At 59.1% G+C, this 22001-nt stretch carries 14 protein-coding genes; 5 read left to right on the top strand and 9 right to left on the bottom strand.

Annotated elements, in window-relative coordinates; all coding sequences use genetic code 11:
* The first annotated feature begins 22 nt into the window (after window positions 1–22).
* Together H4I99_RS22275 and H4I99_RS22270 are read left to right on the top strand one after the other, a co-directional pair.
* Window positions 23–3457 carry a pyruvate carboxylase gene (locus tag H4I99_RS22275; protein ID WP_163897272.1) on the top strand — a complete coding sequence of 1145 codons (3435 nt, stop codon included), beginning with the start codon at window positions 23–25 and terminating at the stop codon, window positions 3455–3457.
* A 44-nt stretch (window positions 3458–3501) separates the two neighbouring features.
* Window positions 3502–4389, top strand: coding sequence for a MurR/RpiR family transcriptional regulator (locus H4I99_RS22270; RefSeq protein WP_186663395.1), 888 nt, complete (start codon window positions 3502–3504; stop codon window positions 4387–4389).
* 3 nt (window positions 4390–4392) lie between these two features.
* Here the strand turns inward: H4I99_RS22270 and H4I99_RS22265 are convergent, their stop codons facing one another.
* From H4I99_RS22265 to H4I99_RS22230, 9 genes are all read right to left on the bottom strand, one after another.
* Window positions 4393–5154, bottom strand: a complete 762-nt coding sequence (locus tag H4I99_RS22265) for a sulfite exporter TauE/SafE family protein (protein ID WP_163897274.1) — start codon at window positions 5152–5154, stop codon at window positions 4393–4395.
* A 33-nt stretch (window positions 5155–5187) separates the two neighbouring features.
* Entirely contained in the window at window positions 5188–6201 is a 1014-nt protein-coding gene (locus tag H4I99_RS22260) for an ABC transporter permease (RefSeq protein WP_163897276.1), read from the bottom strand.
* Between the two features lie 35 nt (window positions 6202–6236).
* Window positions 6237–7772, bottom strand: a complete 1536-nt coding sequence (locus tag H4I99_RS22255; RefSeq protein ID WP_163897278.1) for a sugar ABC transporter ATP-binding protein — start codon at window positions 7770–7772, stop codon at window positions 6237–6239.
* Between the two features lie 83 nt (window positions 7773–7855).
* Complete coding sequence (locus tag H4I99_RS22250) at window positions 7856–8782, bottom strand: sugar ABC transporter substrate-binding protein (RefSeq protein WP_163897501.1); 927 nt, start codon at window positions 8780–8782, stop codon at window positions 7856–7858.
* A 693-nt stretch (window positions 8783–9475) separates the two neighbouring features.
* Window positions 9476–10318 carry a DUF429 domain-containing protein gene (locus H4I99_RS22245; RefSeq protein WP_163897279.1) on the bottom strand — a complete coding sequence of 281 codons (843 nt, stop codon included), beginning with the start codon at window positions 10316–10318 and terminating at the stop codon, window positions 9476–9478.
* Window positions 10319–10332: 14 nt separating this feature from the next.
* Complete coding sequence (locus tag H4I99_RS22240) at window positions 10333–11313, bottom strand: 3'-5' exonuclease (protein ID WP_163897504.1); 981 nt, start codon at window positions 11311–11313, stop codon at window positions 10333–10335.
* Between the two features lie 100 nt (window positions 11314–11413).
* A complete protein-coding gene (locus H4I99_RS24590; protein WP_163897282.1) occupies window positions 11414–11674 on the bottom strand; it encodes a hypothetical protein in 261 nt (86 codons plus the stop codon).
* Between the two features lie 19 nt (window positions 11675–11693).
* The gene (locus H4I99_RS22235; protein WP_163897283.1) at window positions 11694–12395 is read right to left on the bottom strand and encodes a toll/interleukin-1 receptor domain-containing protein; all 702 of its coding nucleotides are present in this window, start codon (window positions 12393–12395) and stop codon (window positions 11694–11696) included.
* A gap of 366 nt (window positions 12396–12761) precedes the next feature.
* On the bottom strand, window positions 12762–13745 hold the full coding sequence (locus tag H4I99_RS22230) for a helix-turn-helix transcriptional regulator (RefSeq protein WP_163897285.1): 984 nt from the start codon (window positions 13743–13745) through the stop codon (window positions 12762–12764).
* Window positions 13746–13893: 148 nt separating this feature from the next.
* Here H4I99_RS22230 and H4I99_RS22225 point away from each other — a divergent pair, with 148 nt between their 5' ends.
* From H4I99_RS22225 to H4I99_RS22215, 3 genes are read left to right on the top strand one after another with little or no spacing between them, the layout of a single operon-like run.
* Window positions 13894–17157, top strand: a complete 3264-nt coding sequence (locus tag H4I99_RS22225) for a TM0106 family RecB-like putative nuclease (RefSeq protein ID WP_244625251.1) — start codon at window positions 13894–13896, stop codon at window positions 17155–17157.
* Window positions 17158–20391 carry a DUF8426 domain-containing protein gene (locus tag H4I99_RS22220; protein WP_244625249.1) on the top strand — a complete coding sequence of 1078 codons (3234 nt, stop codon included), beginning with the start codon at window positions 17158–17160 and terminating at the stop codon, window positions 20389–20391.
* Window positions 20391–21677: an McrC family protein gene (locus H4I99_RS22215; protein WP_163897289.1), complete on the top strand. Its 1287-nt coding sequence runs from the start codon at window positions 20391–20393 to the stop codon at window positions 21675–21677. The genes H4I99_RS22220 and H4I99_RS22215 overlap by 1 nt, the downstream gene beginning before the upstream one ends.
* Window positions 21678–22001 lie beyond the last annotated feature (324 nt).

Raw genomic sequence — 22001 nt, 5'->3', positions numbered from 1 at the left:
CCGCTCCTTCACGAGGGCTCCGATGTTCAAGAAAATCCTGATTGCCAACCGCGGTGAAATCGCGATCCGTGTCATGCGTGCAGCCAACGAGCTTGGCAAAAAAACAGTGGCCGTCTACGCGCAGGAGGACAAACTCAGCCTCCATCGCTTTAAGGCCGACGAAGCCTATTGCATTGGCGAGGGTCTCTCGCCCGTGGGGGCGTATCTCAGCATATCCGAAGTGATCCGCGTCGCTAAAGAGTCGGGTGCTGACGCCATTCATCCCGGCTATGGCCTGTTGTCGGAAAACCCGGACTTTGTGGAAGCTTGCACCAATGCCGGGATAACATTTATTGGCCCACGCGCCGAAACAATGAGGTCGCTTGGCGACAAGGCATCCGCACGAAAAGTTGCCGAAGCTGCCGGCGTACCCGTGATCCCGGCAACAGATGTACTCGGCGACGACTTCGACCTCATCCGAAGCCAAGCTGCAGCGGTTGGTTATCCGCTCATGCTCAAGGCGAGTTGGGGTGGCGGTGGCCGCGGTATGCGCCCGATTACCACGGAAGATGAACTCGCCACCAAAGTGCGTGAGGGTCGCCGTGAAGCGGAAGCCGCCTTCGGCAACGGCGAGGGATACCTTGAAAAGATGATCCTAAAGGCGAGGCATGTTGAGGTCCAGCTTCTCGGCGATGCCCATGGAGGTTTATACCACCTCTATGAACGTGACTGCACAGTGCAACGACGGAATCAGAAGGTTCTAGAACGTGCGCCTGCACCTTACCTAACTGAAAGTCAGCGTGCGGAAGTCTGCGGTCTTGCACTGAAGATCGGCAATGCCGTCGGATATCAGAATGCGGGCACTGTCGAGTTCCTGATGGATATGGACAGCGGCCACTTCTATTTCATCGAAGTGAATCCGCGCGTGCAGGTTGAACATACGGTGACCGAGCAGATCACCGGGATCGATATTGTGCAGGCCCAGATCAAGATCGCTGAAGGCGAAACACTGGCTCAGGCAACGGGTGTTTCCCGACAGCAGGACGTCAAACTGAACGGACATGCACTTCAGTGTCGTGTCACGACCGAAGACCCGCAGAACAACTTCATCCCTGACCATGGCCGCATCACCGCGTATCGAACTGCAACGGGCATGGGGATTCGTCTCGATGGCGGAACAGCATACGAGGGTGGCGTGGTCACCCGCCATTATGACTCGTTGCTGGTCAAGGTGACGGCATTGGCGCAGACACCGGACCAGGCAATCCGCCGAATGGATCGGGCATTGCGAGAGTTCCGGATCAGGGGGGTCAGTACGAACATCGAGTTCGTGGTGAACTTGCTCAAGCATCCAACATTTCTGGACATGAGCTATTCCACTAAGTTCATCGATACGACACCAGACCTATTTCAATTCAACAAGCGGGCTGACCGCGGCACCAAACTGCTTCAGTACATCGCCGACATCACGGTCAATGGTCATCCGGAGACTGCGGGCCGTGCCAAGCCTGCGGCTGAAGCCAAATCAATCAGCGTTCCGACCGTGACCAAGGAAGCGCAACCAGGCACACGCCAATTGCTCGACCAAGAGGGTGCAAAAGCGGTCGCCGCGTGGATGGTGGCACAGAAGAAGCTTCTGATAACCGACACGACCATGCGCGACGGTCATCAATCGCTTCTGGCGACCAGGATGCGCACCAATGACATGGTCAAGATTGCGCCGGTCTACGCATCAGGCCTCGGAGACTTGTTTTCCGTGGAATGCTGGGGCGGTGCGACCTTCGATGTCGCCTATCGCTTCTTGCAGGAATGCCCATGGCAAAGGCTGCATGCGATCCGCGAGCGACTGCCGAACGTGTTGACGCAAATGTTGCTGCGGGCCTCCAACGGCGTTGGATATACCAACTACCCGGACAATGTCGTCTCGTTTTTTGTCAAGCGTGCCGCATCCTCAGGGGTAGACATATTCCGTGTCTTCGACAGCCTTAACTGGGTCGAGAACATGCGCGTCGCGATGGATGCGGTCATCGACACCGGCAAGATTTGCGAAGGCACGATCTGCTACACTGGCGACATCCTGAACCCTGACAGGGCAAAATACGATCTCAAGTACTACGTCACCATGGCGAAACAGCTGGAAGCCGCCGGGGCCCATCTTCTAGGCCTGAAAGACATGGCTGGCCTTCTGAAACCTGCCGCGGCGCGCGTGCTGGTCAAAGCGCTGAAGGAGGAAGTCGGGCTTCCTATTCATTTTCATACACATGACACGAGCGGTCTCGCAGGAGCCTCCATACTCGCTGCAGCTGAAGCCGGCGTCGACGCGGTCGATGCCGCGATGGATGCATTTTCCGGAGGGACATCACAGCCCTGTCTCGGCTCCATTGTTGAAGCACTTGCACGATCAGACCGCGATACCGGGTTGGATATCGGGACCATCCGCCGCGTCTCGTCCTATTGGGAGCGGGTACGGCACCAATATGCGGCATTCGAAAGTGGGCTGGAAGCGCCTGCGTCGGAAGTCTACCTGCACGAAATGCCCGGAGGGCAGTTTACCAACCTGCAGGCCCAGGCACGAAACCTCGGTCTTGAAGAGCGTTGGAACGAGGTCGCCCAAGCCTACGCGGATGCCAACCAGATATTTGGTGATATCGTCAAGGTCACACCGTCGTCGAAAGTTGTCGGTGACATGGCGTTGATGATGGTGGCGCAGGGATTGTCGAAGGAAGACGTCATAGACCCCGAGAGAGAAGTGGCGTTTCCGGAATCCGTCGCCGACATGATGGCCGGAAACTTGGGGCAACCGCCTGGCGGCTGGCCGGAAGCAATTTCGAGTAAAGTTCTTAAAGGCAAGCTGCCATCAACAGAACGCCCGGGAAGCAACTTGGCCGCGGTCGATCTGGTTGCCACACGCAGTAAGCTGAGCGACGAGCTCGATGGATACGCCGTCTCGGATGAGGACCTAGCATCCTACCTGATGTACCCCAAGGTCTTCCTGGACTTCATGGGGCGACGCCGTACGTATGGACCGGTTCACTCTTTGCCGACGCCAACCTTCTTCTACGGCATGCAGGAGGGGCAGGAACTGTCGGTCGAGCTTGCACCCGGCAAAACAGTTGAGATCAGATATCTGACCAAAGGTGAGCCAGACGAGAACGGTGATGTGAAGGTCTACTTCGAGATCAACGGCCAGCCGCGCTCCACGAAAGTTTCAGATCGGACGCGGTCAGCGAGAAAGACTGCACATCCGAAAGCTGACCCGACAAACCCTGGCCAGATCGGCGCGCCTATGCCGGGCATTATTTCGACTATCTCAGGGTTCGTGCACCAGACGGTCAAGGTAGGTGACCCTTTGCTTTCGATCGAAGCCATCAAAATGGAAACCAGCATCAACGCTCACCGTGATGGCGTCATCGTTGCCATGCATGTCAGCTCAGGTATGCAAGTCGATGCGAATGATCTGCTAGTTGAGATCGTATAGAGGTCGGCCCCCTTGGTTTTTCGCAACAGATATTGCAAGGTTTTATGATGAAGCAACAACCGACACCCACTGCATCACCTAAAGACTACGAAGAACTTATCCGTCTGATCCATGAGCGTCATGATCAGATGAGCAAGACCTATCAGAAGATTTCGGTCTATCTGACCCAGAACCCCAATGAGGTCGCCGTCCAGTCGGTCAACACCATCGCAGAGCGATGTGGCATGCACGCGTCGAGCTTCGTCCGGTTTGCCCAGGCGCTCGGCTACAAAGGGTTCAAGGAGCTTCAGGTTCTCTTCCAAAAGAGGCTCGCGACGGCTGCGCCGGGCTTCGAGGCCAGAATCAAGGCGCTCGACAACGAGCTCATGAACAGGGAGGATCGATCCGAATACGGCTTCCTGCACGATTTGGTCGTGCGCGACATCGCGTCCCTGCAGGACATTCTCGAACGGACGAGCGGCGAAGACCTCGCCATGGCGGCAGACGTCATTGAGGGGGCCGACACGATCTACCTCATCGGGCAGTTGCGCTCAGCTCCTGTTGTGGAACTGTTGCGCTACATCCTGACAATGCTGGGAAAGCGCTGTGTGCTCCTCGATCCGGGTGGGGGCTTGGCTACCCATATGGCGCGGACGATGAAGAGTACGGACGCGTTGATTGCCGTGTCATTCCGGTTCTATGCAAATGAAGTGGTGAACATCGTAGAAGAGGCGCAGAAGATTGGCGTCCCCGTCGTCGCGATCTCCGACAGTACGCTCTCACCGCTGGCTAAGTCCGCCAAGGTCTTGTTCTCTGTTCCCGAACATGACTACACGTTCTCCCGGTCTTTGGCAGCGCCTATGTGCCTGGCTCAGGCCTTGACTGTCGCGGTCGTGGCCCGGGTTCAGAAGGACGATACCGCTCCCCGCATTCCGACAGTGACGGGCATATAGCGTTTACAAACTAACGATGCCGTCCCAAACGAGCTTCACACCAACGGCCGCGACTGAAATGTAAGTCATGGGATAAAACACGGCAGCGTCCATCCGGCGTACTGCCCATGCTCCTAGCCATGTCGACGCGATAGCCAAGGGTATCATGATGGCCGCGCGACTGAGGTTCTCAACACCCAAACCACCCAGTGCGGCATAAGGCACCAGCTTCACCGCGTTGGTGATCGCGAAGAACATTACCGTTGTTCCGGTGAAACCCTTCGGATCAAGTCGAAGTGGTAACATATAGACTTGCAAGGGCGGGGACCCGGCATGCGCGACGAAGCTTGTATAGCCGGCGAGTGTGCCCCAGAAGCTGGCAGCCAATGGACGTTCACCGGTCACCGCTGCGGTAACGGGTCTTCCGAACGCAACGCGCAAGACGAATGTCAGGGACACCAATCCGACAATAAGCCGGACAACGGCGTCAGATGTTACTTCGGCCGTCAGCCAGCCCAACCCAATACCGCCTAGAGCACCCGGCAAAACGAGCACCAATATTTCCCAGTTTACCCATTTCTTCCAGGCGGCAACGCTGACGATATCCATGACCACCAGGATTGGCAGAAGTATCGCAGCAGCAGTGATTGGCGACATAACCAGGGCCATTAACGGTACCCCAAGAAGGCTCATTCCCCCGAGCCCTCCCTTAGACAAACCGACAAGGAAGACCGCCACTACTGTGACGGCCAACTCCAAGGGGCTACCAAAGAATCCATCGGCCATGATTGCCTCGAAGACTGGCGAGTTCGATTACACTCAGCCCTTCTTGACCCGAGCCTTTTGCCGATAAACATCGGTGACCACAGCGGCGACGATGATCAGCCCTTTGACGATCTCCTGGTAGTAAGCGTCGACGCGCAGGAACGTGAAGCCGGACATCATCAGGCCAAGAATAACTGTACCGATCACCGTTCCAAATATCCGTCCACGTCCACCCGAAAGCGATGTCCCACCAATGACGGCGGCCGCAATCGCATCGAGTTCATACATCATGCCCATCCCAGCCTGGGCAGTCTCCGCTCGAGCGGCCGTGACGACCCCTGCGAGACCTGCCAGCATGCCGGCAATCGCATAGACTTTCACGAGATGCGCCTGCACGTTGATACCTGAAACACGGGCGGCCTGTGCATTCGCACCGATCGCGTACGTGAACTTGCCGTACCGTGTATAGCGAAGAGCAACATGAAATATGACCGCTACCAGCAGGAAGATGGCGACCGGCCATGCACCAGAGCCGATACTGGCGAAGCTTTCCGATGGGAAGGAAATCGGCTGACCCTTGGTGTACCACTTTGCAATACCGCGCGCCGTAACCATCATGCCGAGGGTTGCGATGAAGGGTGGTATGCCCGTCAAGGCGATCAGAGCGCCATTCACAATACCGGCGATCAAGCCGAGGCCGACACCGATCAGGATGGGTACAATCGCTGGCAAGTCTGTCAGACCCGGGTAGATGGCACGCGCAAAATCACTCGTTTGCGCAAAACTCATGGCAATCATTGCAGTCATCGCGACGACGGAGCCAGAGCTGAGATCGATACCACCGGTGATGATGACCTGGGTTACTCCGATGGCGATGATGCCGACGACGGAGACTTGGAGGATCATGATGGTCAGGCGCTGGGGATTTCCCAGAAAGCTTTGCCCCTGAACGAACCATCCCAGAAGTTCAAAGACGAGAGCCACTCCGATCAATACGGTCAGGATATTCAATTCCTGAGGTAGTTTCCGTCTCGTTGGGCTGGCCGGCTGCGCTTGCACGTTTTCCATTTCGTCTCCTCCTCGGCATTCTCGCCTTTGCGACCTCAGCGGGCCGCGAGTTCCATTATCTTGACTTGATCGGCTTCCGCCCGGTCCAGGATTCCGGTCATGTGTCCCTCATGCATGACAAGAATTCTGTCCGACATGCCGAGGACCTCGGGCAGCTCCGACGAAATCATGATGACGGCCACGCCTTCCTTGGCCAGGTTCGAAATCAGTCGATGGATTTCCGCCTTGGCACCGACGTCGATGCCTCGGGTTGGCTCATCCAGGATCAAAATTTGCGGCTTTGTCAGCAACCATCGCGCAATCAGCACCTTCTGCTGATTTCCGCCGGAGAGGTTTTCAATGCGTTCATCAAGGTTCGGAGTCTTGATGCGCATTGCGTTCTTCATCTCATCGCACAAGATTCGGAGGCCGCTTTCATCGACATAGCCCATTTGGGAATGACCGTGCTGCAAAGCTGCAATCTGCATATTTTCAAGGATCGTCAGCGGCAAGAAACAGCCCGTTTCCTTGCGATCCTCAGTCAGTAGCGCCATGCCAGCGCGCATGGCATCGGCAGGGGAACTGATTGTTGTCTCCTCGCCGTTGATCCTGATCGTACCTTGGGTGGCCGGGACCACGCCGAAAATCGCTTCCGCGACATTGGAGCGTCCGGAGCCGACCAAGCCGGCCACACCCAGAATTTCGCCACGGCGCAGGTCGAAGGTGATCCCGCTGAAGACACCGTTTAGTTCAAGGTCTTTGACCTCCAGGATGACATCACCGATCGGTGCCTCTTCCTTCGGAAACATGTTAGTGATTTCGCGCCCAACCATCATTCGAATGATATCGTCGCGGGTCACGTCGGTGCTGGCGTGGGTGCCGACGTAGTGGCCGTCACGGAATACCGAAAACTCATCGGCAATTTCGAACAGCTCGTTCATTTTGTGGGTAATGTAGACAATTCCAATATTCCGGGACCTAAGGTCACGGATAATCTCAAAAAGATGACTCACCTCGGATTCAGTGAGGGCAGAGGTTGGCTCATCCATTATCAGAACGCTGGATTCATAACTGACCGCCTTGGCGATCTCGACCATCTGCTTCTGCGCGACTGTGAGCGTGCTGACTTCGGCCGAAGGGTCGATCCCGATCTTCAGCTGATCGAACAACTCCCGTGTGTTCGCCATCATGCGCTTGTGGTCTATGAGACCAAGCGCGTTCCGCGGCTCCCGCCTTATCCAGATGTTTTCGGCGACCGTCATCCAGGCCATCAGAGCAAGTTCCTGGTGGATCATTGCGATCCCCTGCTCCAAGGCATCCTTCGGGCTCTTTAACCGGACTTCGTCACCCCTCAGTTTGATCGTGCCTTGATCAGGCGCATACACTCCCGCGATGATTTTCATCAACGTACTTTTGCCGGCACCGTTCTCTCCCATTAGGGCGTGAACAGTTCCTGGGCGAAGGCGAAACTCAACGCCATCTAGCGCAACGACGCCCGGGAATTCTTTCCGTATGCCCTCAATCTCAAGCAGATACGGCCTCGCCTTCGCTTTGAAGTCCTCTATAGCCTGACGGGTCGATGTCGAAATCATGTATCACCTGTGGTGTCTGCAGGCAGCGCCCAGTTGCCAAGGCGGGGACGACCATGGAAACCCTGATCGTCCCCGCCAGTTGCCTAGTTACTGGACTTGTACTTCGCGACGTTCTCGGGCGTGACGAGCTCGAACGGGATCGCGACCCGCTGTTCGGACTTTTCACCACGGGCAATCTTCAGAACCGTGTCGAGCGAACCTTCGCCCTGCCCCTTCGCGGACTGATAGACGGTGACGTCGAGATCGCCGGCTTCGAGAGCTGCGAGCGCATCCTGGGTCGCATCCACGCCACCGATGATTACGTCATCCATGGCAACACCCGAGGCCTTCAGCGACTGGATCGCGCCAAGCGCCATTTCGTCGTTGTTGGCGAACACGATGGTGGGCTTGATGCCTGAGGTGGTCCAATTGGTCATCAGATCGAGGGCGGGAGTACGCATCCAGTTTGCGGTCTGCTGGTCGAGGACCTTGATGTCCTTGCAGGCATCGCTTTTCAGGACGCGCTCGACGGCGGCCGTACGACCACGCTGGCCGGTCGTTCCGAGCTGGCCCATCAGGATAACTGCGTCACCCTTGCCAGCTGCAAGCTTGCAGATTTCGGTCGCCTGCAGCTCACCTGCCTGCTCTTCGTCCGAACCAACCCAAGCCTGCTTTTCAGGGAACGTGTCCATGTTGGCCGGCAACATGTTGACGAAAACCAAGGGAATCCCGGCATTTTCGGCAATCTTCGACATAGCCCTGCCGGAGTCAGCATCGACCAGCATCGTGATGATGCCGTCGACGCCGGCGGCGACGAAGTTCTCGATCTGAGACTGCTGGCGCGCGATGTCGCCTTGCGCATCTTCCATCTGCACTTCCACGCCAAGGTCCTTCGCGTGGCGCTCAATATTGTGACGAAGCACCGTCAGATAGTTGTCGTCGAACAGGGACATTGCGACACCGATCGTTTCGGCATGTGCAGCTCCCGACATCAGGGCACAAAATGCAGTAGTGATTGCGAACTTCTTCATCATGAGATTTCTCCTCCGTTAAATCCCTGCACGCGTCGAACCTGTACGAACGCTCATTCAAGTCCCATCCGGTAATCGCGGACACAGCTTCGCCTTGGCGGACAACGCGAACGTCCCACCTGGATAAGTTTCGGTCTATGCGATTGGCCTCCTCGGCACCATCACGAGCGAAGCATTATGAACGCCTCGCGCTTCTCTCCCATGCAGCGGGCCTCGCCCGGTGCATGGTCAACATACCCACGTAATCTCGAATGCGCAACAAAAATTGCGAAAATATTCTAACGGCAATATTGCTTCCGAATCTGCGCTTGCATTGCGCGACTGGAGCCGGCCGTCTTGTAAACAAGGTGGCTGCCGTTGAACTATCCTTAATGTTGGGTCAGAAAGTTTAGGTTGAGTGGAAGCGATGGCCGAGACGAAGGCCATCGACCAGCCTCATGATGTGTTTAAAGCATCACCATCTAGGTGCAGAGCAGAACGACTTGCCCAGCGGGACATTGGTGAAGACTGCTTTGATTAAAGCAGCCATTACGCCGTCATTGCGCGTGAACCGCAGGTGGCTCGAGCAAAACTCCTCGCCAGCCTCTTCGCCTTGAAAGGAATCGAACCAACGCCACATCTATTGGATCACCCAATCGCTTGAATGTGCTGGATGGTTCATTGTTCTAGGATCACCAACAAAGCGTTCAGCGGTCACCGGCCTTCCCCAATGCGATCATGATCGGTTTGGCGAGATCCCAGAAGCTCCGGGTGAGGTATCCAAATTGCAGAAGTGTCGTCGCCAAACGGCAGGGCGCATCCCTCGTAAACGCATATGCCGACCCATGCGCAGATGACCGCGTCGAGCATGTCCTCAAACGCCTTCAACTGCCATGATGAAGCCTCGAGCGGAGGTAGCTGCAATGCAGCGGAAACGCCTTTTATTTCTAGGTCAAGTCTGGTGACGATCATACGCCAGGAATCGAAAAGTCTACGGCGCCGATTGATAGGGGCCTCCGTTGGCCAATAGTTGCGCGTTTTCGCCTGCTTGTAAGGCAGCCGCTTGTCGGCGCGCATCAGTTCGACCAGGGCTGGATGCGGGTAGACTTCCAACAGGCCAGGCGCGCTAATCTTCCTCGTCAGCAGGCCATAACCGCAGTGCTCGAAACCTCTCCTGAGATCATCGCTGATCCTTCCGGGCCTGATCGCGCTTGGTGTGTGGGTGCTGCATTGACGAGCGCCGTAAGCTGCCGAAACAAGATTGTCCGACACGCGCCGCGCTGCAATCGGCTCGCGAGATAGGGGCATATCTACGGCCACGAGATCGACAGGTGCTCCAGCAATTTTTCCTGAGGCAGCAAGGAGAGCCGCGGGTTCTGCGACCGAGCCAGAAGGGCGGGACGTGGAGATCACGCCTTCATCGGCATAGATCAAGAGGTGACGATAGGACGCTCCAGCGAAGATCAGGCGCCAAACGCCACCCATGGAGGAAACCAGAGCGACACCACTCGGTTGTGTCGCCGTCCAAGCTGCATCAATTCCCAGAACGGTCGTCATTGCATTCGGAACATTCAAGTAGCGCGGAAGCGATCAAACGCCGTCAGATACTTGACCGGCGGGTCGGCATCCCAGCAATAGATCCCTGTCCGCAGAAAATGCAGTTCCTCGTCGTGCTTCTCTTCCGGCAGCTCAATCCACCAGGATTTCGGACGGCCATCGGAACCATCCGACCACCGGTAACCGCGCGCCTTGAGCTGGTCCTTCATGTCGAATGGGCTGTTCTCAGCATAGATGCAAACCCGTGATCGCTGGCTGGCCTGATGGAGTTCCGCAAATGGAGTCGCGGTGGAACGGGGCCGCGTCTGCGCGAGCACTTCGAGCAGTGCGAAACAGTCATCGACAGCCCGGTGACCATCGTGGAAATAGCCCGACTGTCCGATCAAATAGCCGAGCTTACTCCCCTCAAACCCACGCGCCGGCCAGTCGACCTCTGACACGGAGCAGGCCCATGCTTTGTTGCAAAAGATCGGAGAAAATGCTTCGCAGAAAGGTCTGTCGAAGCCGGCGTTGTGGGCAATGACCAGATCGGCTGAATCAATGAGGGGTGTGAGCCGCGCCATGTCGATCGTCTGCCCAGCCACCATTTCATTGGTGATCCCGGTCAGGCGTGTGATTTCGGCCGGGATGGGAGCAGTCGGCTGCTGAAGCCCGCCGTAGACACCCGTGACATCGCCGATTTCGCCTGCGTCGTCAAAGGTGAAGGCAATTACGCCGATTTCGATGATCTCGTCAGATCGGTGGTTGAGGCCAGTGGTTTCGGTGTCGAGGATGATGGCCTGCCGCGGAAATCCGGGCCGAGCATCCTTTACAATTTCTCGCGGCAAGAGCTTTCGCAAGACTCGGTAGCTGCCGGTCGCTTCCAGATGACGGGCCATCGCTTCCTCATCCAGGTCGGTCTCCGCCTGCCCTCCCCTGACACCGACGCGTGCCCTGGCTGCCTTTGCAGCCGTCGGTGCAACGGCGGAGGCGAAGAAATCGAGTTGTGAAACCATCATGCTCCAATCAGAATGCACCGGTGGACGGCACCCTACGTGCCATGGTGAAGATAGGCAACGATAGCCCTATAGGTGGAATACTCGCTTGTTCCTTCTATCAATCATCTCGGCGTCGAATCGGAAACATGTCTTCGCCGCGGTGATGTAGACGGGTATGGTGTAGACGGCATAGCCAACGCACCCTCAGGGGCTCGTCATATCGGTCGTGATGAGCATCTACTGCCTGAGCCCCACACACTTCACATGTCTGCTTTTCCAGTTCACCTGCTTTCATCGCCCGCTGCACGGCAAGATGAGCATCATATTTGGCGGGATTCGCTCGTCGCCAGTTTGCCTGACGGGTATCGGTTTTCGGCATCGCTGAGTTCCAACTGAAGCTAAATGGTAACGAGCTCAGCAAGCTTGTCTGCCACCACGGTCATAGTATCATCTTCGGTACTCAGGCCACTCCGCGATGCCAGTAGGGGGCTAACGTTTCGAAGAGCCTCATACGTCGTGTTGTGGACAATGGGTACGAGCTGCTCGGTTGCTAAGAGTGCCGAGAGCTCCTTGTCGGCAACACCCGCCGCTGGAAGACGACGAAGCAGCGCAGGTGTCACCAGCACGACGCCAACCCGGGACTTTGCCAGCCCCTTATCGATTTCTCGAAGCAGTGACGATCCCAAAGCAACGTCTTTTTCGCTAAACCAGACCGATACTCCACGCGCTTCCAAGAGATCATGCAGCGCCTTTGCATCCCCCTGCCGGTCGTCCCAAGCATGGCAGAGGAAGACATCACGAAGATCGGGTAGCTCCGCTCGGGTTTCGGCAGTGTGACGGACTGGCGTAAGAGCTCGCACCTCGGTAGGAGTATATAATACGGACGAACCGGCTTTCGACCAATTCGCTCGTACGCGTCCGGAACCGCTTCCGCTACTACCTGACGAGTAGGTAGAAGGCGATGGGAAGGACGAGTCAGACCCATAGCCGCTGCCATAACTGCTGTAGCCACCATACCGTCTGCCGCCACGGCATGCCGGGCAATTCGCTGCGGCGCTCGCTGAGCGGTGGCCTTCTTTCGGTGCTGTGCATTGAGCCATGGGAAAATCTCCCTTTAAATTGGGGTTAGCTGTCCTTGATCGTCGTACGCGGGTTGGCCTTGCCGTACTTCGTGGTCACGAACCTTCCGGAGATGGCGCTCCGGTGGGTGCCGCCAGTGCTCCCGCCACCCTTCGCTTGCCGCACCGTCGTCTGCGGGCTAGCTGATCCATGTTTGGCGGTTACAAACCGACCAGTGATTGCGCTGCGGAAGTTGCTTCCGCCTCCTTTGCCTTTCGCCATCTGCTTGCTCCTTTAGAGGCCCGCTAAGTCGGGCGATTCCAAAGTTACAACGCGAGGGTGTCAGATCATGTCACCCTCAACGGCCGCCTAAGCACTCGGATGCTGTCTCGGCTTGAGCATCGGCCTTATGGGAAGGCGGCGAAATCGGAGCGACGATGATCTTCAACCATCCTGCGGAGCCCCTCGGGGGCGATAACCTCTACTACGTCTCCCCATTGATAGAGATGCCACGCCATCTCCAGCCAACCTGAGGCATGAAAGCGGACGATAAGGCTACCATCCGTTTGCAGCTCGGCGGTTTGATCGGGGTGAAAGCAAAATCCGGCCGCCCTCGCAGCGGCGTGCGGAGCGAAACGCCAGATGATTTCGCCGTACTCTCTTTGGTCTTGATATACGCCGAATGAACGGGCCGCATACTCCTGCAGCGAGAAGCCGGGCGCGAAGCTGAAGCTCTGGTCCAAGGTCTGAGCGCTGAGGATTCGGTCCATGCGAAAATTCCGCATAGCATCACCCCGCTCTGGTTGGCGCGCCACCAGATAACTGCGGTGGCCCAGCAGCAGGCCATGTGGTTCAATGACCCGTTCGGAAGCATCCTCTGTTCCATAACGTATGCGCAGGAGGAATGGGCCACGCAGACCCTCGATCACGGCATCGAGCACCGCCGGCGCCAGGTTAACGCGCGGCCCGGGTCGAGTGACCGACCCCATCGCCAAAAGGACCGCTTCAACATCGGCTTCTGTGCGCATGGCGTCCTTGGGTGTTAGACGCGCCAGCAAGCCGTCGCGCAGATCATCTAGCGCAGCAGCGTGCCGTACTCGGCCGTCGCCCCGCGCCGTCCGGCTGGCAATCTCCAACGCCTCGATCGCAGTCTCCTGGCGAGGCTGGAGCCTGTCGAGAGCAGGATCGATGACGCGCCAGCGCCGTCGACGGTCGGGGCCATCTACCACCTCGACGTTAGCGAGTACTGTCTCCAGCGCGTCGGTCATGCGCTGCGCCGTGCGATGAGAAACCCCGAATTCCTCGCAGATCTCGTCGAGGCCGATCCCCGTCCGCCGCGTGGCGGCCAGACGCGCCAGCCTGATCAAGTCCTGAGCCTTGGCGAACGACATGATCCTAATCCTGGTCAAAGACTATGTCAGATATTGACACCCACGCACGCTATGGCTGAACGTGCAATCTGTCGAGATGCAAGTCTTGCCGCGGATTGCATTCGACCAGGGGGCAACAATGCGAACGATTGAGGGGGATCGGATACTCTTGTCCGCATCGGATCTGATGCGGTTCATGGGCTGCGCTCACGCAACCGCGCTCGATCTCGCCTATATGCATGGCAAGGGGCCAGTGCCGCGCGAAGATACCGAGGATGCGGCGCTGCTCCAGAAACAGGGCGATGCCCACGAAGCGGCTCACCTGGCCACACTGAAAGCGTCAGGTGTGACGGTGATCGAGATCGATCGCTCCGACCTTGCCGAGAATGCGCAGACAACCCGGGCGGCTTTGGCACGCGGTCCGCAGGTCGTCTTCCAAGGGGCGCTGCTGGGCGACAATTGGGGCGGTTGGTCCGACTTTTTCGAGCGCGTCGAGCGCCCGTCCGATCTCGGCCCCTTCAGCTACGAAGTCACCGACACCAAGCTCAAGCGGCGCCCCCATCCCAAACATGTGCTGCAGCTGGTACTCTACTCGGATTTGCTGACCGACATTCAAGGCGTCGCCCCGGAATTTGCCAATGTTGAACTCGGTGATGGTAGCCGGGCGCAGCTACGGCTCGCGGACTATCGGGCCTATGCACGCATGGCGCGTCAGCGGCTCGAGGCTTTCCTGGGAAACCCGGCGCCGACCCGGCCGATCCCCTGTGCCGATTGTGGGCTTTGCCGCTGGGGCGATCACTGCGAAGGCCAGTGGCAGGCCGAAGACAGCCTGTTCAACGTTGCCAATATTACCAGGACCCAAGTCAAGAAGCTCGAGGCGGCTGGTATCACCACCATGGAGCGGCTGGCCGGGCTCGATCATCCCATCCGCGGCATGGCAGAGACCACCCGGGCGCGGCTGGTGCCACAGGCGCGCCTGCAGCACTCCCGCAAGACCGGGACGCCGGCCTTCGAGTTGCGTGAGGCCGAACCCGGCAAGGGCTTTGATCTTTTGCCCGCGCCGCAGCCGGGCGATCTTTTCTACGATATCGAGGGCGATCCGCATTACGAAGGCGGGCTCGAATATCTCCACGGCGTCTGGTTCGACGGCCAGTTCAAGGCTTTCTGGGCGCATGATCACGGCGCCGAAGCCCGGGCCTTGGCAGACCTTCTGGAATTTTTCCGGCAAAGGCTCGCAGCCTATCCCGAGGCGCGCATCTATCACTATGCGCCCTATGAGATCACCGCCTTGCGGCGGCTGACCGCACAGTATGGAACCGGCGAGGCCTTTCTCGATCGCCTGCTGCGCGAGCGGCGCTTTGTCGATCTTTTCGCGGTGGTGCGCGGCGCGCTGATCGGCTCGGAAGCCAATTACTCGATCAAGTCGATGGAAGCCTTCTATGGCCGGGTGCGCAAAGGTGAGGTCAAAACCGCCGGCGGCTCGGTCGTGGCCTATGAGCGCTGGCGCGAAACCGGCGAACAAACGATCCTCGACGAGATCGAAGACTATAACCGCATCGACTGTATTTCGACAGAGGAGCTGCGCGACTGGTTGGTGAGTATCCGTCCCGCCGCGCCCTGGCCGGTGCTTGCGGTGGATGCCGGCGACAAGGAAGTCGAGGAGGACGCCGATACGCAGTCCCTGCGCTCGAAGCTTGCCACATCCGGTCTGCCGCAAGAGCGGCAAGACATGTTGTTCAACCTCGGCCTGTTTCACAAGCGCGAGGCCAAGCCGGCGCAATGGGCGGTTTTCGACAGCGCTGGCAAGGACGAGGACGAGCTGATCGACGATCTCGATGCGTTGGCCGGCCTGGAAGCCATTCATGCGGCAGAACCCGTCAAACGCTCGGTGCTGCGCCGCTATCGCTTTCCGCTCCAGGAGACCAAGCTGCGGGCCGGCCGCAAAGCGACGGTCCCAGTCATTGACGGACCGCCGGCCACGGTCAGCATCGAAGAGCTCGACCGCAGTGAGCGGATCATCGCGGTCAAGGCGGGGGCGGCCAAGGCGCATCTATTGACCGATCGCCTGACGCTCCACCCGGACTGGCCGCTCAATACGGACGTCATTGCAGCGGCCCTGCGCGATGTGATCGAAGATCAGTGCGGTGCGCGCCGCCTGACCGCGCTCGATGATTTGCTTGCGCGCACGGCTCCACGTCTGGTGACGGGACCGCGCGCCGATCTGCTTGATGGCGCCGATCCACTGACCGGCACGATCGCGGCGATCGCCGCCATGGATGGCACCGTGCTGCCAATCCAAGGGCCGCCGGGAACCGGCAAGACCTATGTGACCGCACGAGCAATCCTTGCGCTAGTGCGCCAGGGGCACCGTGTTGGCGTGGCCTCGAACAGCCATGAGGCGATCCGCAATGTGCTGATGGGGTGCCTTGCCGCGCAAGATGATGGCGATCCTGTCCCGGGCCTGCGCATCGGGCACAAGGTCAGCAGCGGCGAAGACGGTTATCCGGACGACTGTACCGGCGTCATCCGCTCGACGGCCAATGACGATTCCCTCTGGAGCCGCGCCCATGTGGTCGGCGGCACCGCCTTCTTTTTTGCCCGATCCGAGCACGAGCAGGCGCTCGACTGGCTCTTCATCGATGAAGCCGGGCAAGTGGGGCTGGCCAATATGGTCGCCATGGGGCGCTGCGCGCGCAACATTGTTTTGGTCGGCGATCCCCGGCAATTGCCGCAGGTCATCCAGGGTGCCCATCCCGATCCGGCCAACCTTTCCTGTCTTGAGTGGATGCTGGGCGAGCACGCCACCATCCCGCCCGATCGCGGCATCTTTCTGCCGGTCTCGCGCCGTATGCATCCCGATGTCTGTGGGTTTATTTCGCGGCAGGTCTATGAAGGCAGGCTCGTTAGCGCGCCTGATTCAGCCGTCCAGGCAGTCCGCGGGACGGGCTTTCCTGAAGCTGGTGCTTTCTGGGTGCCGGTCGTCCATGAGGGCAATGCCCAGATCGCAGCCGAGGAAGTCGCTGCCATTCAGGCTGCGATCGACGATCTGCTCTCGGGAAGTTGGACCGATAAGGATGGGACAACGCGCGCCTTTGAGCCCGCCGATATTATCGTCGTTGCGCCCTACAACGCGCAGGTCAATACCCTGCAAGACGCTTTGCCCGCTGGCATTCGTGTCGGCACGGTCGACAAATTCCAGGGGCAGGAAGCACCCGTCTGTCTGGTGTCCATGACCGCCTCCTCAGTCGAGGAAACACCGCGCGGCATGGATTTCCTGTTCTCGCTCAACCGCATCAATGTCGCTGTCTCGCGCGCCAAAGGCCTGGCGCTCGTCTTCGGGGCGCCGCGGTTGCGCGAAGCAAAATGCAACACCGTTGAACAGATGCGCCTCGTCAACACGCTATGCGCACTGCCTGAATTTGGAGGCGTTTGAATGTGGGAGAAGTTCGAGGCGCGCCTCGATGAGAATGATCCAAGGTATGCCGTGCAGCGTCACGCGTATCTTGGGTTGATCCGTGGCGCGGGGTTGCGCCCCGGAGATGGTCACGCGAAGAAGATGCTGCCCTTCAAATTTGGCGCTGGCGAGCTGCTGCTGTGGGGCATTGAGGGTTTGGCACGAAACTTTTATCTCCATCCCAAATGGGAGCCCCTTCTGAAGGGGGAGAGCTTCGACTGCGAAAAGAAGCCCTTCGATCCAAACAAGGGCGCTGGGGGAGGCCGGCACACCGGGCTCAATAGCAGTTGGGCATTTGAGAATGGTCCTTGTCTTGTCGTGCCAATCGAGAGCGACGATGCCTTACGCCGGCTGATCGCGGTGCTGTTGCGGTCTGGCGACGCGCTAGTGCTTAACCCGGCTGCGATCACGCGCTGGATCAAACGGCTACGCCGATTCTTTCCCGCCTTTGACCGGTTCGACCCGCCCGATCCGCATTTCGATGAGGCAGAGCGGACCTACAAGCTGGCGATTGCCGCCGAGCTCAAGACGGCGATCGCGAAAGCTGGGTCGGATAAAGAATTGGCCGATGCCGTTCACAGCGCGCTTTCAAAAAGCAATCTGGTAGATTGGCGCGTTTATTTGCCCATGTCGTCCAAGGGAGACGCCGATCGCGAGCTGCTCTGGCCGGCCTTGCGCGCGCTTGTCGACGCAGCGCTTGGCGCAGCGGACGGTCACGCCTCGGCGCTGAAGGCCTTCGTTGACGCGTGGATCGGGGCCGTCCCGGACGGCAAGCCCGATCCGGCGCGCCAGATCGCCGAATTCCTGTTCCTCCATCTCGCTCCGGACGAGGGCATTTATATCCGCCACTCTGTGCGCCAGGACCTCTGGCTCGAAGCGGTTGGCAGCCGCTTTCCCGATCATGCGTCGATGACCGACACCTATCGCGACGAATGGCGCTTCATGCAGGCCGTGCGCACCGCTTTTGCGGACCGGGGTCTGGCGCCGCGCGACATGATCGATGTGCAAAGCGCGCTGTGGATCGTCCACAATTACAAGGAAGAAGATGTGGCTATCTTTTCGCGAGAAGCGATCGAGGCGGCGATGGACGCCTATGATAGCTACCGCCAGTCGGGCGAACACGCCGCCATCTTCGAGGCCTTTGGCGAGCCGCGTGACCATTGGGTGCGCTCGACACGCGCGCGGCCGGGTCGCGTCTATCCGTCCAAGCCGATCGTTGGCTTCCTGCGCGGCAAGACGCAGCTCAATGGCGGGTGGGGACAGAAGGCCGATGCCGCCGCCCAGCTCCACAATGCGGGTTACATCATCGTCGATGCCGATGACGCACCGGTCACCCCGCCGGAGCGCTACGAGCATCTGATCCGCGACGCAGATCGCATCCGGCTCTGTGCGCGAAACTATTATGTCGAACCTGCCCGTGAGAACGGCGCGGCAGACATTGCAATTCGCGCCGGTGATCTTGGCCGCGACATGGGGCTACCCAGCGCGTTCCCGGCAATCTGCAGCGCGCTCGGCGGCGAGAAATTTCAGAAGCTCGCCAATGTGCCGGCGCCCTCGCACACGCTGCCAAATCCTAGCAGTTCTACCGTTTTCACCTACCAGCTCGCCTCAGCGGAAGGGCACCAAGCCATGACCTTTGAACCGATGACCGCGATGCCCGCGACCACCAATCTCATCCTTTACGGCCCGCCGGGGACCGGCAAGACCTATGTCACCGCCTGGGAGGCCGTGCGGCTTTGCCTGGGCGAAGCCGCAGCCGAACCACTGCGCGATGACCGCGATGCTCTGATGGCCGAGTATCGCCGTCTTGCCGGTGAGGGACGGATCGAATTCGTCACCTTTCACCAGTCATTCGCCTACGAAGATTTCGTCGAGGGGCTGCGACCGACGACAGGCGTCGAACAGGAAGGCGACGATGAGGCTGCCAGCACTTCGGGTGGCTTTAGTCTCAAACCCCATGGCGGCGTGTTCAAGATCATCAGCGAGAGAGCGCGGCTCGACACCGGCGATGCGCCGGCCAAGCGGCTCGACCGCTCGCGCCCGATCTACAAGATCGCGCTCGGTCAGCGCGGCAGCCAGGAAGACCGAATCCGCGAAGGGCTTGATGGCGGGCTGATCCATCTTGGCTGGGGCGGCGATATCGACTGGTCCGACGAGCGCTTCGATGATTTCGAAGAAATCCGGAAGACGTGGAACGATCAGAAGGATCCCGGCGCATCCGGCAAGGACCCCAATATCGAGATGCTTTACGCCTTTCGCTCCGGCCTGCAGGTCGGGGACTATGTCGTCATCTCCGATGGCCGTGACAGCTACCGTGCCTTTGGCCGGGTGAGCAGCGAGTATTATTTCGATGCCGACGCCGATTTCCATCCACACCGGCGCAGTGTCGAATGGATCTGGCGCGATGATAATGGCGCGGAGCGCGCGCCATTCTATGCTCGTAATTTCCGCCGCCAGTCAGCCTACCGGCTTGATCCGGACCGCATTGACTGGGATGCGCTCGAAGCGGTGGTGATGGATCCCAATGCCGAGCGGCCAGTGGCCGGCGCGCGGCCGCATGTCCTGGTTATCGACGAGATCAACAGGGCCAATATCTCCAAGGTGTTCGGCGAGCTGATCACGCTGCTCGAAACCGACAAGCGGCTCGGCTGTGAAAACGAGGTCCGCGTGCGGCTTCCCTATTCGGGGACGAGTTTCGGCGTGCCGGCCAACCTGCACATTATCGGCACGATGAACACCGCGGACCGGTCGATCGCGCTGCTCGACACCGCTCTGCGCCGCCGCTTCACCTTCCGCGAGCTGATGCCCGATATCGAGGAACTGCGCCGGGCGCTGGCGGCCAGAGGGCTTGATGCCGCAAATCTCGAGGGGATCGATCTGTGCAAGCTGCTGCACACTATCAACGAGCGGATCGAATATCTCTTCGATCGCGAACACCAGATCGGCCACGCCTATTTCACTGGCTGCCGTAGCCGCGCCGATGTCGAGGATGTCATGCGCCAAAAGGTCATCCCGCTCTTGGCGGAGTATTTCTACGAGGATTGGTCAAAGGTCGCCGCGGTGCTGGGCGATGGAGACGGCACCAATGGCTCCCATTTCCTCGAAGCGCGGCGGCTGGCGGCGCCGGCTGGTTTTGCCGATGATGAGCTGGGCGGCGACAAGTTGCGCTGGAGCGTCAAGGCGCACTTCGATTTTTCGGACTTTGCCGCCTGATGCCCGCCTATACGCTTCGGGAATGGGACAAGCTCGCCTACGGCGAAGGCGCGGGGCAGATTCCCGACGGTTACGCCGGTAAGCTGGCGGCACTGGCGGCTCGCTCGGCCTTTGCCGGACGCGGCGGCAGCGGCGTGCTCGAACATGGCCGGCATGCTTTGCGCGCGCGCGGCGTGGTCGGAATTCTGGCGGCGGGCGATGCGAGCCTGGAGATCCTGCCCAAGATCGATGTGGCGCCCGGTGAAACAACCGATCACCAGAACGCAGCGATCCGTAAGCGGCTGGTGCATATGCTGGCCGTCGCGCTGGATTTGAAAATTGACCTGGGCGTCATCACCGATCTTGCCTGGCAGCGCGAGACCCTGCTCGAAATCCTGATCCGCATCTTTTGCGACAAGCTGACCGAAGCGCTGCGCAAGGGCATGCCGCGCCGCTATATCACTTGCCAACACGATCTGCCGACTTTGCGCGGCCAGCTCGACATCACCCGCCAGTTCACCCGTCATGCGGTCAATCCATCGCGCCTTGCCTGCCGCTTCGATCTCCTGTCCGAAGATACGCCGCTTAACCGGATCATTAAAGCGGCCGTGCAGCGCCTGGCGCACCTCTCGCGCCGGCCCGCCAACCAGCAGCGTCTGCGCGAGCTGGCCTTCGTCTATGCCGATATGACCGAGGTACCGGTGTCCGCGCTGCGCTGGGATCAGGTTGTGATCGACCGCACCAACCGATCCTGGCAGGAGCTCTTCGCCATGGCCCGGCTCTTTTTGCAGGACCGCTACCAGACAACCACTGGCGGCGCCGGCCAGGGCACCGCCATGCTGTTCGAGATGAACGCGTTGTTCGAGGAATATGTCGGGCGCTTGATCGCCCGCGCCTTGGCAGGAACCGGGCTCACTGTTTCGTTGCAGGGCGGACGGCTGTTTTGCCTGAGCGCGCAGGACAGCGGACGCGCCCTGTTCCAGACCCGGCCCGATATCCTGATCCGCCAGGGCGGCAGGGTCGTCCATGTCATCGACACCAAGTGGAAGCGGATATCGGCGCGGATCGATGATCCCACACAGGGTGTTTCGCAGGCGGATGTTTATCAGATGATGGCCTATTCACAGCTCTATAAGGCCCCGCGTCTGACACTGCTTTATCCACACCACCCCGGTCTTGGTAAGAAAGATGCGGTTCAGGCGCGCCACCGTATTACTGGTCATGAGACCACCCTTGAAACCGCTAGCATCCACTTGTCCAGTAATTCCAATATGCTGGCTTCGCTTCGAAGCCTAGTCTTAGATTAGCATCGCCCCACGAGCCTTCCTCTAAACGTCATTAGTGCCAGAAATAAATCCCTCGGTGCCATGGGAGAGAAGACGGGTGTGGCCGCTCGTGTCACTGTGACGGCAAAATGGTTCTTCCTGGTTTGTTGAGCGGATACCAACGCGCGACCCGGTGTTGCAACACCAAATACCTTTGCTGGCCGAATGGATTAGTCGTCTGCGCCGGCGCACTGGATGCAAGTCCTCCAAAGCAAGAACGCGGTTGGACAGCGGTTGCATCAGCGGGTTCGTATGCGCAGCTAGGATAGCTTCGCGAAACCGAGTGCAATCAGCGACCAGATCATC

Source organism: Paenirhizobium daejeonense (assembly GCF_014280875.1).
Classification (GTDB): domain Bacteria; phylum Pseudomonadota; class Alphaproteobacteria; order Rhizobiales; family Rhizobiaceae; genus Allorhizobium; species Allorhizobium daejeonense.
Note: the sequence above shows the minus strand (reverse complement) of the source record. Positions and strands in the feature narration are given on the sequence as shown.